Raw genomic sequence first — 15,981 nt, forward strand, 5'->3', positions numbered from 1 at the left:
AGGCTCGGGCGGTGCAGAACGACGAGACGTCCGCCGGTCCCAGACTCCTGGGGCCGGCGGACGTTCGCCGTCTGGCCGCCGAGCTCGACCTGCGGCCGACCAAGACGCTGGGGCAGAACTTCGTCATCGACCCCAACACGGTGCGTCGCATCGTCCGGGTGGCCGGCGTCGGCGCCGACGACGTCGTGGTCGAGGTCGGCCCCGGGCTGGGCTCACTGACGCTGGCGCTGCTGCCCGTCGTCGCCCGCGTGGTGGCGGTCGAGGTCGACCCGGTCCTGGCGGCGCGGCTGCCTTCGACGGTGTCCGAGTACGCGCCGTCCGTGGCGGACCGGCTGGAGGTCGTGCCGGCCGACGCGCTGCGCATCGACGCGCTGCCCGGTCCGGCCCCGACGGCGCTGGTCGCCAACCTTCCGTACAACGTGTCCGTGCCGGTGCTGCTGCACCTGCTCGAGACGTTCCCGAGCCTGTCGCGGGTCCTGGTGATGGTGCAGAAGGAGGTCGCCGACCGCCTGGCCGCTCCGCCCGGCTCGCGTACGTACGGCGTTCCCTCGGTCAAGGCGGCCTGGTACGCGACGGTGTCGCCGGCCGGCGCGGTGGGCCGCAACGTGTTCTGGCCGGCTCCGAACGTCGACTCCGGGCTGGTGCTGCTGGAGCGGCGTCCGTCCGCCGGCGACCACGACCCGGCCGAACGGGCCGCCGTCTTCGCAGTCGTCGACGCCGCGTTCGCCCAGCGGCGCAAGACGCTGCGGGCGGCGCTGCGCGGCTGGGCCGGGTCCGCCGCGGCCGCCGAAACGGTGCTCACCGCGGCCGGCGTGGACCCCAGGGCGCGCGGCGAGCAGCTCACCGTCGACGACTTCGCCCGGATCGCCGCGGCACGCACCAAAATCACCTCTTGAGCTGGTATCTCCGGTAAGGTCTCGCTGGTGCTGCAGGTGATCGCCCGCGTACCGGCGAAGATCAATCTGATGCTGTCCGTCGGCCCGGTCCGCTCCGACGGTTTCCACGAGCTCGCGACCGTCTTCCACGCCGTCTCGCTCTACGACGAGGTCTCGGCCGTGCACGCCGACGCCGTCACCGTCCACGTCACCGGGCCGTACGCGGACCACACGCCCGCCGACGAGTCCAACCTCGCCGTCCGCGCCGCTCGGGCGCTGGCCCGCCGGGCGCGGCTGCGCAGCGGTGCGCTGCTGCGCGTGCACAAGGAGATCCCGGTCGCCGCGGGCCTGGCCGGCGGCAGCGCCGACGCCGCGGGCGCGCTACTGGCCTGCGACCGCCTCTGGGGGCTGCGGATGCCCGAGTCGCGGCTGAGTGCCGTCGCCGCCGGTCTCGGCAGCGACGTGCCGTTCGCGCTGACCGGCGGGACGGCCGTCGGGACGGGGCGCGGCGAGCGGTTGCGCTCGGTGCCGGTCGGCGCCGAGCTGCACTGGGTGCTGGCCACCGCCGACGGCGGCCTGTCGACGCCCGAGGTCTACCGCCGGCTCGACGACCTGCGCTCGGACCGCAAGGTGCCGGCGCCCTCGGTGCCCGGCGAGCTGCTGGCGGCGCTGGCCTCCGCGGACGTCGACGCGCTGGCCGGGCTGCTGCACAACGACCTGCACGAGGCCGCGCTCTCGCTGCGGCCGGCGCTGGGCGACACGCTGCGGGCCGGGCAGGAGCTCGGCGCGCTGGCCGGCATCGTGTCCGGCTCCGGGCCGACGTGCGTCTTCCTGGCCCGCGACGGGGTTGCGGCGGGCGCCCTGGCCGTCGGCCTCGCCGCGTCGGGCACCTGCGCCAGCGCCGTCGCCGTCACCGGCCACGCCGCGGTCGGCGCCTAGGGCCCGTCCCGGCCGCCCTGCTGTTGATCTTGGAGTAGGCGGGCTATTGCGGCCCGAAATGCCCGATTGATACCGCACTTTCTCCAAGATCAACTTCGTGGCGGTCAGGGGCGGCGGGCGAGCGTGACGGTGCGGGCGCCGCGGACCCGCAGGTCGTCGCGGCGGTGCAGCGAGCCGGGGCCGTCGCCGTCAAGCAGGTCGGCCAGGGCGGCCGCGTCGGCGGGGTCGAGGTCGTCCAGGCGGTGCCGCATCCGGCCGAACCACAGCGCCGCGTAGTCGGCGGCGGCAGGTGGGGCGGGCGCGAGGTCGATGTCGAACGTCCGCTCCTCGAACAGCGCGAACCCGGCCGCCGTCAGCCGGGCCGCCCAGTCCGAGCCGAGCTCCGGCAGCCGCTCCGCCTGGTACTTGCCGAGCCGCTCGAGTAGCCGCGACTCCAACTCGGCGCCGGTGCCGTCCGGCAGGAAGCGCAGCTGGATGGGGAACTCGGCGACGGCGATCAGCCCGCCCGCGCGGGTCGCGGCGTGGACGTCGCGCAGCACACGGTCGGGGTCGGTCAGGTGGTGCAGCGACAGCGACGCCCAGGTGACGTCCACCGGGCCGGGGATCGGCCATGCTTCGTCGAGGTCCGCATGGACCGTCGTGACCCGGTCGGCCAGCCCCTGGTCCAGCGCCTTCTCACGGATACGGTGCAGCATCTCGGCGGACGCGTCGACGGCGATCACCTCGGCGTCGGCGAACCGGTGCGCCAGGTGCAGCGTGCCGGTTCCGGTTCCGGCGCCGAGGTCGACGATGCGCTGCCGCCGCTCGCTGCCGGCCTCGCGGCGCACCCAGCTCAGCGCGTCGGCCCAGTAGTCGTGCAGCACGTCGCCGTCGAGGTCGAGCAGGTCGCCGAGCGAGGTGTCGTCGTGGTGGTGGTCGTGGCTCATATGGGCGACGGTAGGCGACCGCTGCGCTGATCGCATAGAGTCTTGCCGATGACGCAAGACGAGGTGGAGCTCGACGCCGTGATCCGGGCTCGGATCCGCGGGCTGCGACAGGCCAAGGGCTGGTCGCTGGACGCGCTGGCCGCCCGCTGCCACCTGAGCCCGTCGACGCTGAGCCGCATCGAGACCGGGGCCCGGCGCATCTCGATCGACCAGCTGGTGCCGATCGCCCGCGCGCTCGACACCACCCTCGACCAGCTGGTCGAGCCGGTCGAGGACGCCGACGTCGTCATCCGGCCGCGGCACGACCGCCTGCACGGCGCGACGATCTGGCAGCTCTCGCGCGACGATGGGCCGCACGGGCTGACGGTCGCCAAGATGCGGATCACCCGGCTGACGCGGCCGGCGCGGCTGCGCGTGCACCCGGGCCACGACTGGTTCACCGTGCTGCACGGGACGATCCGGCTGTACCTCGGCGAGCGGGTGATCCTGGTGGCGGCCGGTCAGGCGGCGCAGTTCTCCACCATGGCGCCGCACGCCATCGTCGCGCACGAGCAGCCGGCGGAGGTTCTCACCATCCTCGACCGCGAGGGGCAGCGGGCGCACCTGGACGCCGTCGACCTCACCCCGGAGACGTCGCCGCGGTGATCAGCCGGGTGAGCGAGGCGTGCAGGTCCTCCAGCTCGGAGACCGGCATGCCCAACCGCTCGACGATGGCGTAGGGGATCTTCTCGGCCATGGCGCCCAGCGCCCGGCTTGAGCAGGTGGGCGGGCAGGACAGGCACTACTGCCCGGCATGAGAAACTGGGGGCGACATGGCGCCCCGTAACCTCATCAACCTCGAGTCCGCCTCGCTGGCCTACGGCACCCGATTCATCCTCGACGGGGTCGCGCTCGGTGTCGCCGATGGCGATCGCATCGGCATCGTGGGGCGCAACGGCAGCGGCAAGTCGACGCTGCTGCGGGTGCTCGCAGGGCTCGAGCAGGTCGACGCGGGCCGGGTCAGCCGGACCGGCGGGCTGCGCATCGGGCGGCTCGGCCAGGGCGACGAGCTGGACCCCGCCGCCACTGTCGGCGAGGCGGTCATCGGCGACCGGCCGACGCACGAGTGGGCCGGCGACGCGCGCATCCGCGACGTGCTGGCGCACCTGCTGCCGGGGTTGTCGATGGACGCGCAGATCGGCCCGCTGTCCGGTGGCGAGCGCCGCCGGGTCGCGCTGGCCCGGCTGCTCATCGGTGACGACGACCTCGTGCTGCTGGACGAGCCGACCAACCATCTGGACGTCGAGGCGATCGACTGGCTGTCTCGGCACCTCGCCGCGGGAAACCGGTCTCTCATCATGGTGACCCACGACCGCTGGCTGCTCGACACCGTCGCGACCACCACGTGGGAGGTCGCCGACGGCGCCGTCCACTCCTACGAGGGCGGTTACGCCGAGTACGTCCTGGCCCGGGCCGAACGGGTCCGGCTGGCCGCCGCCGACGAAGCGCGCCGGCAGAACCTGCTGCGCAAGGAGCTGGCCTGGCTGCGCCGCGGGCCGCCCGCACGGACGTCGAAGCCGCGCTTCCGCATCGCGGCCGCCAACGCCCTGATCGAGAACGAACCCCCAGCTCGCGACCGGTACGAGCTGGCCAAGATGGCGACGACGCGGCTGGGCAAGAGCGTGTTCGACGCCGAGGACGTCACGGTGTCGCTCGGCGACCGGACGCTGCTCGACCACGTCACGTGGCGGCTCGGCCCCGGCGACCGCGCCGGCATCGTCGGCATCAACGGCGCCGGCAAGACGACGCTGCTGCGGCTGCTCGACGGCTCGCTCGCCCCCGACTCCGGACGGGTGAAGATCGGCCGCACGGTCGCCGTCGCCCACCTCTCTCAGGAGGTCGTCGACCTCGATCCGGGAAAGCGGGTTCTCGAGACCGTCGAGGAGGTCCGCCGCGAAATCCAGCTGGGCGCTGGTGACACCGTCACGGCCGGACAGCTGCTGGAGCGCTTCGGCTTCGCCGGGCAGCGCCAGTGGACGCTCGTCGGCGATCTGTCCGGCGGCGAGCGGCGCCGGCTGCAGTTGCTGCGGCTGCTGATGGGTGAGCCGAACGTGCTGCTGCTCGACGAGCCGACCAACGATCTCGACGTCGAGACCCTGAACGTCCTCGAAGACGTCCTGGACGGCTGGCCGGGGTCTCTCGTCGTCGTCAGCCACGACCGCTGGTTCCTCGAGCGCGTCACGGACGCCGTCTGGGCGTTGATGGGTGACGGGCACGTCGTGCAGCTACCGCGCGGGGTGGAGCAGTACCTGGAGTTGCGGCGGGAGCAGGTGTCGGCGGCTGCATCGGCGGTCGCGGCCGGTGCTGCGCGGGCGCGGACGGGGGACACACGGGCGACGCGCAAGGAGATCGCCCGGATCGAGCGTGAGCTGGAGAAGCTGGAGCGGCGCGAGAAGACCCTGCACGAGCAGATCGCCGACAACGCCACCGACCACGAGAAGGTGCTGGCCCTCGACACCGAGCTGCGGTCGGTGCATGGGGAGCGGGAGGCGCTGGAGGGGCGCTGGCTGGAGTTGGCCGACGAGCTCGGCTAGTGCGCCCGTGGGTGTGACCGTGGCCGTCCCCTGCTGCCCAAGAACGGGCAGCTATCAGGGGACGGGGGACGTGCGGGCACGGGCCCGCTGTGCGCCGTTCGCCGGATGGGCGGATCGTTGGCTGGATGGCTGGATGGCTGGTTGGCGGGTGGCCTGGTGGTGTCCTGGCCCCACTGATCCGCCCGCCGTCGTTGGGCGGGGCCATCACGAGGATTTCTCGAGCGTCGACACGATTGCAGGCCTGGTGAAGCACGAGATTTCGTGCTGAACGTGATCATTTCCAGCCGGGACGGCAAGAGGATGGGGCAGCAGGGGGACGGCGAACTGTCACCATCCCGGCACACGCATGCGAACGCCCCGACGGGGCACTACAGAGAGAGCGTCAGACGCTGACGCCCTGCTCCTCGAGCCAGGAGCGCGGGTTGACCGGGTCGCCGCCGTCGGGGTGGACCTCGAGGTGGAGGTGCGGGCCGGTGGAGTTGCCAGTGGAGCCGACCCGGCCGATGACCTCGCCGGGGGCGACCTCGCCAGAACGGAGGACGAAGCGGGAGAGGTGGCAGTACCAGGTCTCGGTGCCGTCCCAATGGCGGATGACGATCTTGTTGCCGTACGGGCCGTCGTAGCCGGCGAAGATGATCTCGCCGGACGAGATCGACCGTACTTCAGCGCCGGTCGGTGCGGCGAAGTCGAGGCCGGTGTGGCGGTTGGACCACATGGAGCCGCCGGCGCCGAAGCCGGCGGTGATGCGGTAGCCGTCGAGTGGGAGGAGCCAGCGCTTGGCCTCGCGCTCGGCGCGGGCCGCCGCTTCGGCGGCCTCGACGCGCTGCTGCTCGACGATGCGGGTGTGCGCCTCTTGCGCGACCTCGCCGGTCTCGGCCGCGAGCGACTGCTCAGCGGCGACCAGGCTGTCGAGCGCGCCGGCCTCGGTGGGCTCACCAGAGTCCTGGGGGCGCTGCGCGATGGCGTTGAGTCCGTCCGAGCTGTCGGTGGAACCGACCGCGTGAGGCATGGCCAAAGCCCCGGAGGCCGCTGCTGCTACCGCTACGGAACCGACCACCGACGGGACACTGACGTGCCTGCGGCGGCTACGGTGACGCCCGCTGCCGGAGCGTTGCGACACGCCAGAACCTTTCGCCGGGGACAAGGACTCGGAGGACACTAACCGCCCCCTAGGCGTCCTGCCAAACGCCTCCTCCCCAGCGTTTCGCCACGTGATCACGGACTGTGACACTCGAAGCAACGCTGAGTAGCCCGTAATCGGGTCGTGACCTCGCTCGACGGGAGAACCTTGATCGACCTTGCGCATGCAAGGTTCGTGACGCTCTGTGACATGTGATCTGCGTCACACTGGCAACCCAACGCGCGCGCCGTGCGTCCGTGCGCGAGGCAGGGTTGAGTGTGCCCGCGTCGTCTGCAGGTACTGTCGTCAACATCCGTCGGATCAGCGTTGTTCCTGGAGGTAGTCATGGCGGAGGCACGTCCCCTGCGCGTGGTGGTCGCGAAGCCCGGTCTCGACGGGCACGACCGGGGCGCCAAGGTGGTGGCGCGTGCGCTGCGTGACGCCGGCGTCGAGGTGGTCTACACCGGGCTGCACCAGACGCCGGAGCAGATCGTCGAGGCCGCCATCCAGGAGGATGTCGACGCGATCGGGCTGTCCATTCTCTCCGGTGCGCACATGACGCTGTTCAAGCGCGTGCTCGAGCTGCTGGCCGAGCGCGACGCCGCTGACATCGTGGTGTTCGGCGGCGGCATCATCCCTGACGCGGACATCCCGCTGTTGAAGGAGCTGGGCGTCGCCCGGGTGTTCACCCCCGGTGCGTCGACTCAGGAGATCGTCGCGTGGGTCGACACCCTGCGCGACCGCGCCCAGGCGTCCTGAGCGACAAGATCCGCTGAAAATCGTTTCCGCCGATAGCACAGGTATGCCCTGACTCGGTAAGGTTTGCCGGAAATTCACCGAGTTGCGGCCCGGGGATCGATGACGGGTCGTCCGGCATCGATGGGGTGAACTCCGTGCTGAATCGACGTGATCGCGCGCGCTCCGCCGCAGTCCCCCTGTTCCCTCGTGCAACTCACCCCCGCCGGGGACCTCGCGGTCGGCGTCTGGTCGCCCCCGCCCTGCTGACCAGCGGCCTGCTCGTCGTCCCGGCGGCTGCCGCCGTCGAACCGGACGACCTCACCCGTCCCGGCGAGTCGGTCCTGGTCGACACCGACCGGCAGACCATCGCTCCTGGGATGGAGCTGACGACGTTCTCCCGGCTCGAGGACGGCGGCTGGAACGCCGGCAGCATCCTCGAGGTCGACCTCGACTCCGGCGTCACGCTGGACTACCAGTACTCCGGCGAGGTGACGAAGACCGCCACCGTTCGGTCCCTGGCCGAGGCGAGCGGTGCGACGGCCGCGATCAACGGCGACTTCTACGACATCAACAACTCCAACGCGCCGCTCGGCATCGGCGTGAGCCGCGACGAGGGCATGGTCACCGCGCCGACCGCCGGCCACGAGAACGCGCTCGCGGTGTCCAGCAGCGGCGCCGCCGCGCTCGCGAAGGTCTTCCTGGAGGGCACCGCGGTCACCGGCGGCGGGGTCAGTCTGCGGCTCGCGGGCGTGAACACGTTCAGCCTGCCGGCGAACGGCATCGGCGTCTTCACGTCGCAGTGGGGCAGCTACACCCGCGCGAACACTGTCTCCCCGACCAGCGCCAAGGCCGAGGTCACCGTCGTCGACGGCATCGTCACCGCCGTGGCCACGACGCTCGGGTCCGGCCCGATCGCGCCTGACACCGTCGTGCTGGTCGGGCGGGACGCCGGCGCCGCCTCGCTGCTCGAGCTGCAGCCGGGCGACACCGTCGACGTGTCGTACGCGCCGCGCTCGGATCTCGAGGACGTCGTCGTCGCGGTGGGCGGCAACCACCTGCTGGTCGACGACGGCGTGCAGCGGACGTTCACCGACACCGAGCCGGCCGCGCGCACGTCCCTCGGGCTGTCCGAGGACGGCCGCACCATGTATCTGGTGTCGGTCGACGGCAAGCAGGCGCACTCGCGCGGCATGACGCTCACCGAGTTCGCCGAGCTGATGGACGACCTCGGCGCCTACGACGCACTGAACATCGACGGCGGCGGCTCGTCCACGCTGGTGGTCCGCGACCCCGGCACCGACGACCGCACCGTCGTCAACAGCCCGTCCGACGGCACCGAGCGGTCGGTCGCCAACGGCCTGGCGCTGTTCGCCGCCGAGGGCTCCGGCGAACTGGACGGCTTCCGCGTCCTGGCCGGCGACGGCGACGACGGCACCGACCGCGTCTTCCCCGGGCTCACCCGCACCGTCGAGGCGCGCGGCCACGACGAGACGTTCGCCCGGGTCGAGGCCCGGCCGCGTTGGACGACGTCGGACCGCCGGGTCGCCTCGGTGCTGCGCGGCGCCACCCCGGACACCGCCGTCGTCACCGGCATCGCGCCGGGCGACGCCGACATCCAGGCCACGCTGCTGGGCGCCGAGGGCGAGCTGGGCATCACCGTGCTCGGCGAGCTGCGGCGGCTGGAGCCGACCGCCACGCTGATCCCGCTCGGCGGCGCCGACGACACCGGCAGCCTGGCGGTCACCGGCTACGACATCGACGGCTACCGCGCGCCGATCGAGCCTGCCGACGTCACCGTCACCGGCGGCGACGGCGTGGTCGAGCTGGTTCCCGACGGCGACGGGTTCACCGTCCGCCCGCTGGTCGGCACCGGCTCCGCGCTGCTGACGCTGACCGCCGCCGGTGTCAGCACCAACGTCGCCGTCACCGTCGGCCTGACCGAGGTCCCGGTGGCGACGTTCGACGACGCCGCGCGCTGGACCATCAGCTTCGCCCGGGCCACCGGCGCCATCGCGCCGACGGAGGGCCCGGACGGGCGGGACGGCGTCCGCCTGACCTACGACTTCACCGGGCCGAACACCCGGGCCGCGTACGCCGCGCCGCCGGCGCAGTTCACCATGCCGGGGCAGCCGCAGAACATCAAGGCGTGGGTGAAGGGCGACGGCCAGGGCACCTGGATCCGGATGCGCGTCTACGACCCCAACGGCACGCTGCTCACGCTGAACGGCGGCTACACCACGTTCACCGGCTGGCAGCAGCTGACCTTCCCCGTCCCGGCCGGCACCGAGTACCCGCTGCGGTTCCGCGACATCTACGCCGTCGAGGCCTCCGGCGCCCGCAGCTACCGCGGCGAGACGTCGTTCAGCGACATCACCGTCGAGATCGCGCCCGAGGTCGAGCTGCCGGTCGCCGAGCGGTTCGCCGACCCGATCGTCGTCACCGACGGCACCGCCGACGACGCCGGCCAGCGCATAGCCGTCATGAGCGACTCGCAGTTCGTCGGCCGCAACCCGGACAGCGACATCGTGGCCGCCGCCCGCCGGACGCTCCGTGAGATCGTCGCCGAGGACCCGGACGTACTCGTCATCAACGGCGACCTGGTCGACGAGGCCGCGCCGATCGACTTCGACCTCGCTCGCCGGGTGCTGGACGAGGAGCTGACCGGCGTCGACTTCCCCTGGTACTACGTGCCTGGCAACCACGAGGTGCAGGGCGGCCCGATCGGCAACTTCATCGAGGAGTTCGGCGCCACCCAGCACACCGTCGACCTGCCCACGGACGACGGCACCACCCGGATCATCACGCTGAACTCCGCGTTCGGCACGCTGCGCGGCGGCGGCTTCGCCCAGATCGCCGAGCTGCGCCGGGCTTTGGATGAGGCTGCCGAAACGGACGATGTGACCGGGGTGCTGGTCTTCGCCCACCACCCGCCGAACGACCCGCTGCCGACGGCGAACAGCCAGCTCGCCGACCGGCGCGAGGCCGCGATGCTGGAGACCTGGCTGGCCGACTTCGAGGCGGGGAGCGGCAAGTCCGCGGCGTTCGTCGGCGCCCACGCGGGCGTCTTCGACGCCGGCTCGGTCGACGGCGTGCCGTTCCTCGTCAATGGCAACTCCGGCAAGGGCCCGGCCTCGACCCCGGACAACGGCGGCTTCACCGGCTGGACGCTGCTCGGCCTGGAGCCGTCGCACGGCGATCGCGGCGACGACGACCAGTGGTTGCGGGCCGAGGTGCGGGCCCGGGTCGACGCGATCGCGCTGCAGGCGCCGGCGACGCTGGCGACCGGCGCGGTCGGCGAGGTCTCGGCCACCGTCGCGCAGGACGGCGTGCGGACCGTCCCGGTGCAGTGGCCGGTGTCAGCGCAGTGGGGTGGTACCGGCGTCCACGTCGGCCGGGCCGCCGAGGCGCCGCGCTGGGCCGTCGTCGCCGTCGACCCCGCGGCCGGCACGATCCAGGGGCTGCGGCCCGGCGCCGCCATCGTCACCGTGACGGTGAACGGCCAGACCGCCGCCCAGCCGGTCACCGTAGGCTGATCAGCGCAGAGTGCGGCGCCCGGTGGTGCGGCGGTCATCGATCTGTCGCCACCGGTCGCCGTACACGATCTCGCGGATGCCGGGGGAGTCGAGGAAGTCGTGCGGGAACCCGCGCGGCACCCGGCTGAGCTCGTCCAGCCGGGCCAGCGCCTCCTCCGGCAGCCGGACGCCCGGCGCGCCCAGGCTGTCGGCCTTCGTCGCGAGCACGAACTCGTCGCGCCGCCCGGCCAGCAGCTCGCCGAGGATCGACTCGGACGAGCCGTCGGTGTAGTTGTTCGCGGTGTCGAGAACGTTCCCGCCGGCCGCCGCGTACGTGTCGAGGATCTTCCGGCAGGTCTCCGCCGGGGCGCCCCAGCCCCAGTCGGTGCCGAACGTCATGGTGCCGAGGGCGAGTTCACTGACCCGCAGACCGGTCGGGCCGAGCAGTCGATAACGCATCACCCGGACGCTAGGAGTTCGAGTGCGCTGCAGGTCAAGCCGCGGCGTCGACCCTCTTGGCGTGGCGGCGGGTGAGCGCGGATAGGCTGCCTTCGAATCGCGGCCGACACAAGGGATGGATTCGCGTGGACCTGATGGAGTACCAGGCGAAGGAGCTCTTCGCCAAGCACGAGGTCCCGGTGCTGCCGGGGTCCGTGGTCGAGACGGCCGACGCCGCACGTGCCGCGGCGGCGGAGATCGGCGGCCAGGTGGTCGTCAAGGCGCAGGTGAAGACGGGTGGCCGCGGTAAGGCCGGTGGCGTCAAGCTGGCCGAGAACCCCGACGAGGCCGCCGAGAAGGCCGGGGCGATCCTCGGCATGGACATCAAGGGCCACACGGTCCACCGGGTGCTGGTCACCCAGGCCAGCGACATCGACCAGGAGTACTACGTCTCCTACCTGCTCGACCGCGCCAACCGCACCTACCTGGCCATGGCCAGCGTCGAGGGCGGCGTGGAGATCGAGCAGCTGGCGGTCGAGCGGCCCGAGGCGCTGGCCCGCATCCCGGTCGACGCCATCGCCGGCGTCGACGCCGCCAAGGCGGCCGAGATCGCCGACGCCGCCCGGTTCCCCGCCGACGTCCGCGACCAGGTCGTCGACCTCCTGCAGAAGCTGTGGACGGTGTTCACCAGCGAGGACGCCACGCTGGTCGAGGTCAACCCGCTGGTGAAGACGCCCGACGGCAAGGTGGTCGCGCTCGACGGCAAGGTCAGCCTCGACGACAACGCCGAGTTCCGGCACGAGGAGCACGCGCAGTTCGAGGACAAGGCCGCCGCCGACCCGCTGGAGGCGCGCGCCAAGGAGAAGGACCTCAACTACGTCAAGCTGTCCGGCGAGGTCGGCATCATCGGAAACGGCGCCGGCCTGGTCATGTCGACGCTCGACGTCGTCGCGTACGCGGGCGAGGAGTTCACCGTCGATGGGCACAGTGTCAAGCCGGCCAACTTCCTGGACATCGGCGGTGGCGCGTCGGCTGAGGTGATGGCGAACGGTCTCGAGATCATCCTGTCCGACGCCGAGGTCAAGAGTGTCTTCGTCAACGTGTTCGGCGGCATCACCGCCTGCGACGCCGTCGCCAACGGCATCGTGCACGCGTTCGAGCTGCTCGAGAGCCGCGGCGACGAGGTCACCAAGCCGCTGGTCGTCCGCCTCGACGGCAACAACGCCGAGGAGGGCCGGCGCATCCTGTCGGAGTTCGCTGCGAAGGCGCCCGAGGGCCTCATCGAGCAGGTCGACACCATGGACGGCGCCGCGCGACGCGCGGCCGAGCTCGCGGCAGCGAAGTAGGGGCGACGAGAGTCATGGCAATCTTCCTCGACGAGAACAGCAGGATCATCGTCCAGGGCATCACCGGCGCCGAGGGCACCAAGCACACGCAGCGGATGCTCAGGGCCGGCGCCAAGATCGTCGGCGGCGTCAACGCTCGCAAGGCCGGCCAGGAGCTCGACTTCACCGAGTTCAGTCCCGAGGCCGTCCTCACGGTGTACGGCACGGTCGCCGAGGCGATGGACAAGACCGGCGCCAACGTGTCGGTCGCGTTCGTGCCGCCGAAGTTCACCAAGGACGCCGTCGTCGAAGCCGTCGACGCCGGCATCGAGCTGCTGGTCGTCATCACCGAGGGCATCCCGGTGCACGACACCGCATATTTTTGGGAGTACGCGCAGACTGCGGCTGTTCAACGGGGCAACAAGACCCGCATCGTCGGCCCGAACTGCCCCGGCGTCATCAGCCCGGGCAAGTCCAACGCCGGCATCATCCCGGCCGATATCACCGGCCCGGGCCCGATCGGCCTGGTCAGCAAGTCCGGCACGCTGACCTACCAGATGATGTACGAGCTGCGCGACATCGGCTTCTCCACCGCCGTCGGCATCGGCGGCGACCCGGTCATCGGCACCACGCACATCGACGCGCTCGAGGCGTTCGAGGCCGACCCGGACACCAGAGCGATCGTCATGATCGGCGAGATCGGTGGCGACGCCGAGGAACGGGCCGCGGCCTACATCAAGGAGCATGTCACCAAGCCGGTCGTCGGCTACGTCGCCGGCTTCACCGCGCCCGAGGGCAAGACCATGGGCCACGCCGGCGCCATCGTGTCCGGCTCGTCCGGCACGGCGCAGGCCAAGAAGGAGGCGCTCGAGGCCGCCGGTGTCGCCGTCGGCAAGACCCCGAGCGAGACCGCGCGGCTCATGCGCGAGATCTACCAGAAGCTCTGACCACCAGAGGATCGGGAGAGACTCGGCCGGGCTGCCCACGGGCGGCCCGGCCGATTTCTGTCCTGACCCGATGATCAAGAAATCGACGGGGCGCGGTAGGCGGCGAGGAAGACCCGAACTCCCTCGTCGGCGTAGCGCCGCAGCTCCGCGGCCGACGGTGGAGTGTCGTCGCCGGTGAGCATGGCCCGGTTCAGAGGGACCGACATCACCAGCCAGTTGAAGTGCGCGGCCGCGAGCTCGGCGTCGTCGGCGGCGAGCAGGCCGCGCTCCGTGAGCGCGCGGAACGCCGCCGCGAGGTCCGCCATGGTCCGCGCCGGGCCGCGCTCGGCGAACAACCGGCCCAGCTCGGGGAAGCGGCCGGCCTCGCCGATGACCAGCCGCCGCAGCTGAAGCAGCCGCGGCCGCATCACCATCGACAGCTGCCGGCGGGCGAGGTCGCGCAGGTCGGCCGCGACGTCGCCGGTATCGCGCAGGTTCGCGACCTCGGCGTGCACCGGCTCGGCCGCCTCGTCGACGGTGCGCGTCACGATCTCGGTGAACAGCGCCTGCTTGTCGGAGAAGTGCTTGTAGACGGTCGGCTTGGACACGGCGGCCTCGGCCGCGATCTGGTCGATGGTGGTGCCGGCGTAGCCGTGCGCCAGGAACACCCGGGTGGCGGCCTCGAGGATCGCCCTGCGCTTGCGGGCCGACCGACCCTCGGTCTTGTCCTCGAGTGCGCTCATGTGCCTAGACTTTACTACACCGTTTAGTTTAGATCTGGCTGGAGGATCTCATGGGCAGGATCGTCGTCATCGAGAACGTGACTCTCGACGGTGTCATGCAGGCGCCGGCCGCGCCCGAGGAGGACACCCGCGGCGGCTTCCGGCACGGCCGGTGGGCCGCGCCGTACAGCGACGAGGTCGCCATGCGCGAGATGGGTGAGGGCATGGCGAAGGGCGGGCCGCTGCTGTTCGGCCGGCACACCTACCAGCAGTTCGAGGGGTTCTGGCCGAAGCAGACCGACGACAACCCGTTCACTCCCGTGCTCAACGCCGCGACCAAGTACGTCGTGTCGACCACTCTGACCGAGCCGCTGACGTGGGAGAACTCGGTCCTCATCGCGGGCGGCGAGATCGCCGCCGTCAAGGAGCGCGAGCCCGGTGACATCGGCGTGCTGGGCAGCGGCGAGCTGGTGCAGACGCTGCTCCGGCACGACCTCGTCGACCAGTTCGTGCTGTCGATCCACCCGCTGGTGCTCGGCGAGGGCGCCCGGCTGTTCCGCGACGGCGCCCAGCTGGCGGCGTACCGGCTGGTGAAGTCGGTGCCGACGACGACCGGCGTGATCATCGCGACCTACGACCGCGTCAGGTGACGGCGGCGCGGGTGACGTTCTCGGGGCGGCGGTGCTCGTCGGCGGCGAGGACGGCGGCCATGTGCTCGACCGCGTCGTACACGTCGACGAACCGGATGTAGAGCGGAGCGACGCCGAACCGGGCGAGGTCGGGCTCGCGGAAGTCGCCGACGACGCGGCGGGCGATCAGCGCCTGCACGAACCCATACGCCTCGGGCAGCCGCAGGCACAGCTGCGAGCCGCGGGCGGCGTGGTCGCGCGGCACCTCGGGCTCGACGCCGTACGCGCCCAGCCGGTCGGACGCCAGCGTCAGGAACAGTTCCGTGAGCGCCAGCGACTTCCGGCGCACCGCCGCGATGTCGACGCCGTCGAACGCGTCCAGCGCGGCGTCCAGGACTGCGGTCCCGATGACCGGCGTGGTGCCGCTGAGCAGCCGCCGCACGCCGTCGGCCGGCCGGTAGTCGCGCTCCAGCGCGAACGGCTTCGCGTGCCCGAACCAGCCGGTGATCGGCTGGTCGACGACGTCCAGCCAGCGCGGCGCGACGTAGCCGAACGCCGGCGCGCCGGGGCCGCCGTTGAGGTACTTGTAGCCGCAGCCGACCGCGAGGTCGGCGCCCCAGCCTGCGAGGTCGACGGCGACGGCGCCGGCCGAGTGGCACAGGTCCCAGAGCACGACGGCGCCGGTCTCGTGCACCGCGCGGGTGACGGCGGCGCCGTCGTGCATGCGCCCGAGCCGGTAGTCGACGTGGCACAGCGACGCCACGGCGACGTCGTCGTCCAGCACGGCGGCCGGCGGCTCGGCGTCCGACGACCACCACCGCACCGTCAGCCCGAGCAGCCGCGCGACGCCGTCGATCACGTAGGAGTCGGTGGGAAAGTTGCCCGGCTCGGTGACGACGACCCGCCGGTCCGGGCGCAGCCGGGCGCCGGCCACCAGCAGCTTGAACAGCTGCACGCTGGTGGAGTCGCCGACGGTGACGGTGCCCGGCTCGGCACCCAGCAGCGGCTCCAGCTTCGCGCCGACCGTCGCCGGCAGGTCGTACCAGCCGTGCGTGTTCCACGACGTGATGAGGTCGTCGCGCCACTCGGTGCCGACCAGCCGGCCCACCCGCTCCGCGACACCGCGCGGCAGCGGGCCGAGCGAGTTGCCGTCCAGGTAGATCAGCCCGTCCGGCAGGTCGAACCGGTCGCGCAGGTGCGCCAGCGGGTCGGTGCGGTCCAGGGCCTCGGCGTCGGTGCGCTCCATCCCCGCAGCGTA

At 72.0% G+C, this 15,981-nt stretch carries 13 protein-coding genes and 1 pseudogene; 9 read left to right on the forward strand and 5 right to left on the reverse strand.

Annotated elements, in window-relative coordinates; all coding sequences use genetic code 11:
• Positions 1 to 11 precede the first annotated feature (11 nt).
• Together rsmA and E1262_RS22885 are read left to right on the forward strand one after the other, a co-directional pair.
• Positions 12 to 896: a 16S rRNA (adenine(1518)-N(6)/adenine(1519)-N(6))-dimethyltransferase RsmA gene (gene rsmA, locus E1262_RS22880; RefSeq protein ID WP_132105961.1), complete on the forward strand. Its 885-nt coding sequence runs from the start codon at positions 12 to 14 to the stop codon at positions 894 to 896.
• 27 nt (positions 897 to 923) lie between these two features.
• Complete coding sequence (locus tag E1262_RS22885; protein ID WP_238993020.1) at positions 924 to 1,814, forward strand: 4-(cytidine 5'-diphospho)-2-C-methyl-D-erythritol kinase; 891 nt, start codon at positions 924 to 926, stop codon at positions 1,812 to 1,814.
• 104 nt (positions 1,815 to 1,918) lie between these two features.
• Here E1262_RS22885 and E1262_RS22890 read toward each other — a convergent pair whose 3' ends face one another.
• The gene (locus tag E1262_RS22890; RefSeq protein ID WP_162606037.1) at positions 1,919 to 2,740 is read right to left on the reverse strand and encodes a class I SAM-dependent methyltransferase; all 822 of its coding nucleotides are present in this window, start codon (positions 2,738 to 2,740) and stop codon (positions 1,919 to 1,921) included.
• A 48-nt stretch (positions 2,741 to 2,788) separates the two neighbouring features.
• Here E1262_RS22890 and E1262_RS22895 point away from each other — a divergent pair, with 48 nt between their 5' ends.
• Together E1262_RS22895 and E1262_RS22900 are read left to right on the forward strand one after the other, a co-directional pair.
• The gene (locus E1262_RS22895) at positions 2,789 to 3,385 is read left to right on the forward strand and encodes a helix-turn-helix domain-containing protein (RefSeq protein WP_132105965.1); all 597 of its coding nucleotides are present in this window, start codon (positions 2,789 to 2,791) and stop codon (positions 3,383 to 3,385) included.
• Positions 3,386 to 3,552: 167 nt separating this feature from the next.
• Complete coding sequence (locus E1262_RS22900; RefSeq protein ID WP_132105967.1) at positions 3,553 to 5,313, forward strand: ABC-F family ATP-binding cassette domain-containing protein; 1,761 nt, start codon at positions 3,553 to 3,555, stop codon at positions 5,311 to 5,313.
• 382 nt (positions 5,314 to 5,695) lie between these two features.
• On the opposite strand, the gene E1262_RS22905 is transcribed toward E1262_RS22900, so the two are convergent.
• Positions 5,696 to 6,322, reverse strand: coding sequence for a M23 family metallopeptidase (locus E1262_RS22905; RefSeq protein WP_132105969.1), 627 nt, complete (start codon positions 6,320 to 6,322; stop codon positions 5,696 to 5,698).
• Between the two features lie 456 nt (positions 6,323 to 6,778).
• Here E1262_RS22905 and E1262_RS22910 point away from each other — a divergent pair, with 456 nt between their 5' ends.
• Both E1262_RS22910 and E1262_RS22915 read left to right on the forward strand, forming a co-directional pair.
• Positions 6,779 to 7,192, forward strand: a complete 414-nt coding sequence (locus E1262_RS22910; RefSeq protein WP_132105971.1) for a coenzyme B12-dependent isobutyryl CoA mutase small subunit — start codon at positions 6,779 to 6,781, stop codon at positions 7,190 to 7,192.
• 134 nt (positions 7,193 to 7,326) lie between these two features.
• The gene (locus E1262_RS22915; protein WP_132105973.1) at positions 7,327 to 10,704 is read left to right on the forward strand and encodes a phosphodiester glycosidase family protein; all 3,378 of its coding nucleotides are present in this window, start codon (positions 7,327 to 7,329) and stop codon (positions 10,702 to 10,704) included.
• Between the two features lie 192 nt (positions 10,705 to 10,896).
• Here the strand turns inward: E1262_RS22915 and E1262_RS32185 are convergent.
• Positions 10,897 to 11,142, reverse strand: a pseudogene (locus tag E1262_RS32185) (aldo/keto reductase); the annotation flags it as partial.
• A 125-nt stretch (positions 11,143 to 11,267) separates the two neighbouring features.
• Here E1262_RS32185 and sucC point away from each other — a divergent pair.
• The gene (gene sucC / locus E1262_RS22925; protein ID WP_132105977.1) at positions 11,268 to 12,467 is read left to right on the forward strand and encodes an ADP-forming succinate--CoA ligase subunit beta; all 1,200 of its coding nucleotides are present in this window, start codon (positions 11,268 to 11,270) and stop codon (positions 12,465 to 12,467) included.
• A gap of 14 nt (positions 12,468 to 12,481) precedes the next feature.
• Positions 12,482 to 13,393, forward strand: coding sequence for a succinate--CoA ligase subunit alpha (sucD, locus tag E1262_RS22930; RefSeq protein ID WP_132105979.1), 912 nt, complete (start codon positions 12,482 to 12,484; stop codon positions 13,391 to 13,393).
• 74 nt (positions 13,394 to 13,467) lie between these two features.
• Here the strand turns inward: sucD and E1262_RS22935 are convergent, their stop codons facing one another.
• The gene (locus tag E1262_RS22935) at positions 13,468 to 14,115 is read right to left on the reverse strand and encodes a TetR/AcrR family transcriptional regulator (RefSeq protein WP_132105980.1); all 648 of its coding nucleotides are present in this window, start codon (positions 14,113 to 14,115) and stop codon (positions 13,468 to 13,470) included.
• 50 nt (positions 14,116 to 14,165) lie between these two features.
• Between E1262_RS22935 and E1262_RS22940 the strand changes: the two genes are divergently transcribed.
• Entirely contained in the window at positions 14,166 to 14,744 is a 579-nt protein-coding gene (locus E1262_RS22940; RefSeq protein ID WP_132105982.1) for a dihydrofolate reductase family protein, read from the forward strand.
• Here the strand turns inward: E1262_RS22940 and kynU are convergent.
• Positions 14,737 to 15,969, reverse strand: coding sequence for a kynureninase (kynU, locus tag E1262_RS22945; RefSeq protein WP_132105984.1), 1,233 nt, complete (start codon positions 15,967 to 15,969; stop codon positions 14,737 to 14,739). The two genes, E1262_RS22940 and kynU, sit on opposite strands and share 8 nt — an antisense overlap.
• Positions 15,970 to 15,981 lie beyond the last annotated feature (12 nt).

This window comes from Jiangella aurantiaca, assembly GCF_004349105.1.
GTDB lineage: Bacteria > Actinomycetota > Actinomycetes > Jiangellales > Jiangellaceae > Jiangella > Jiangella aurantiaca.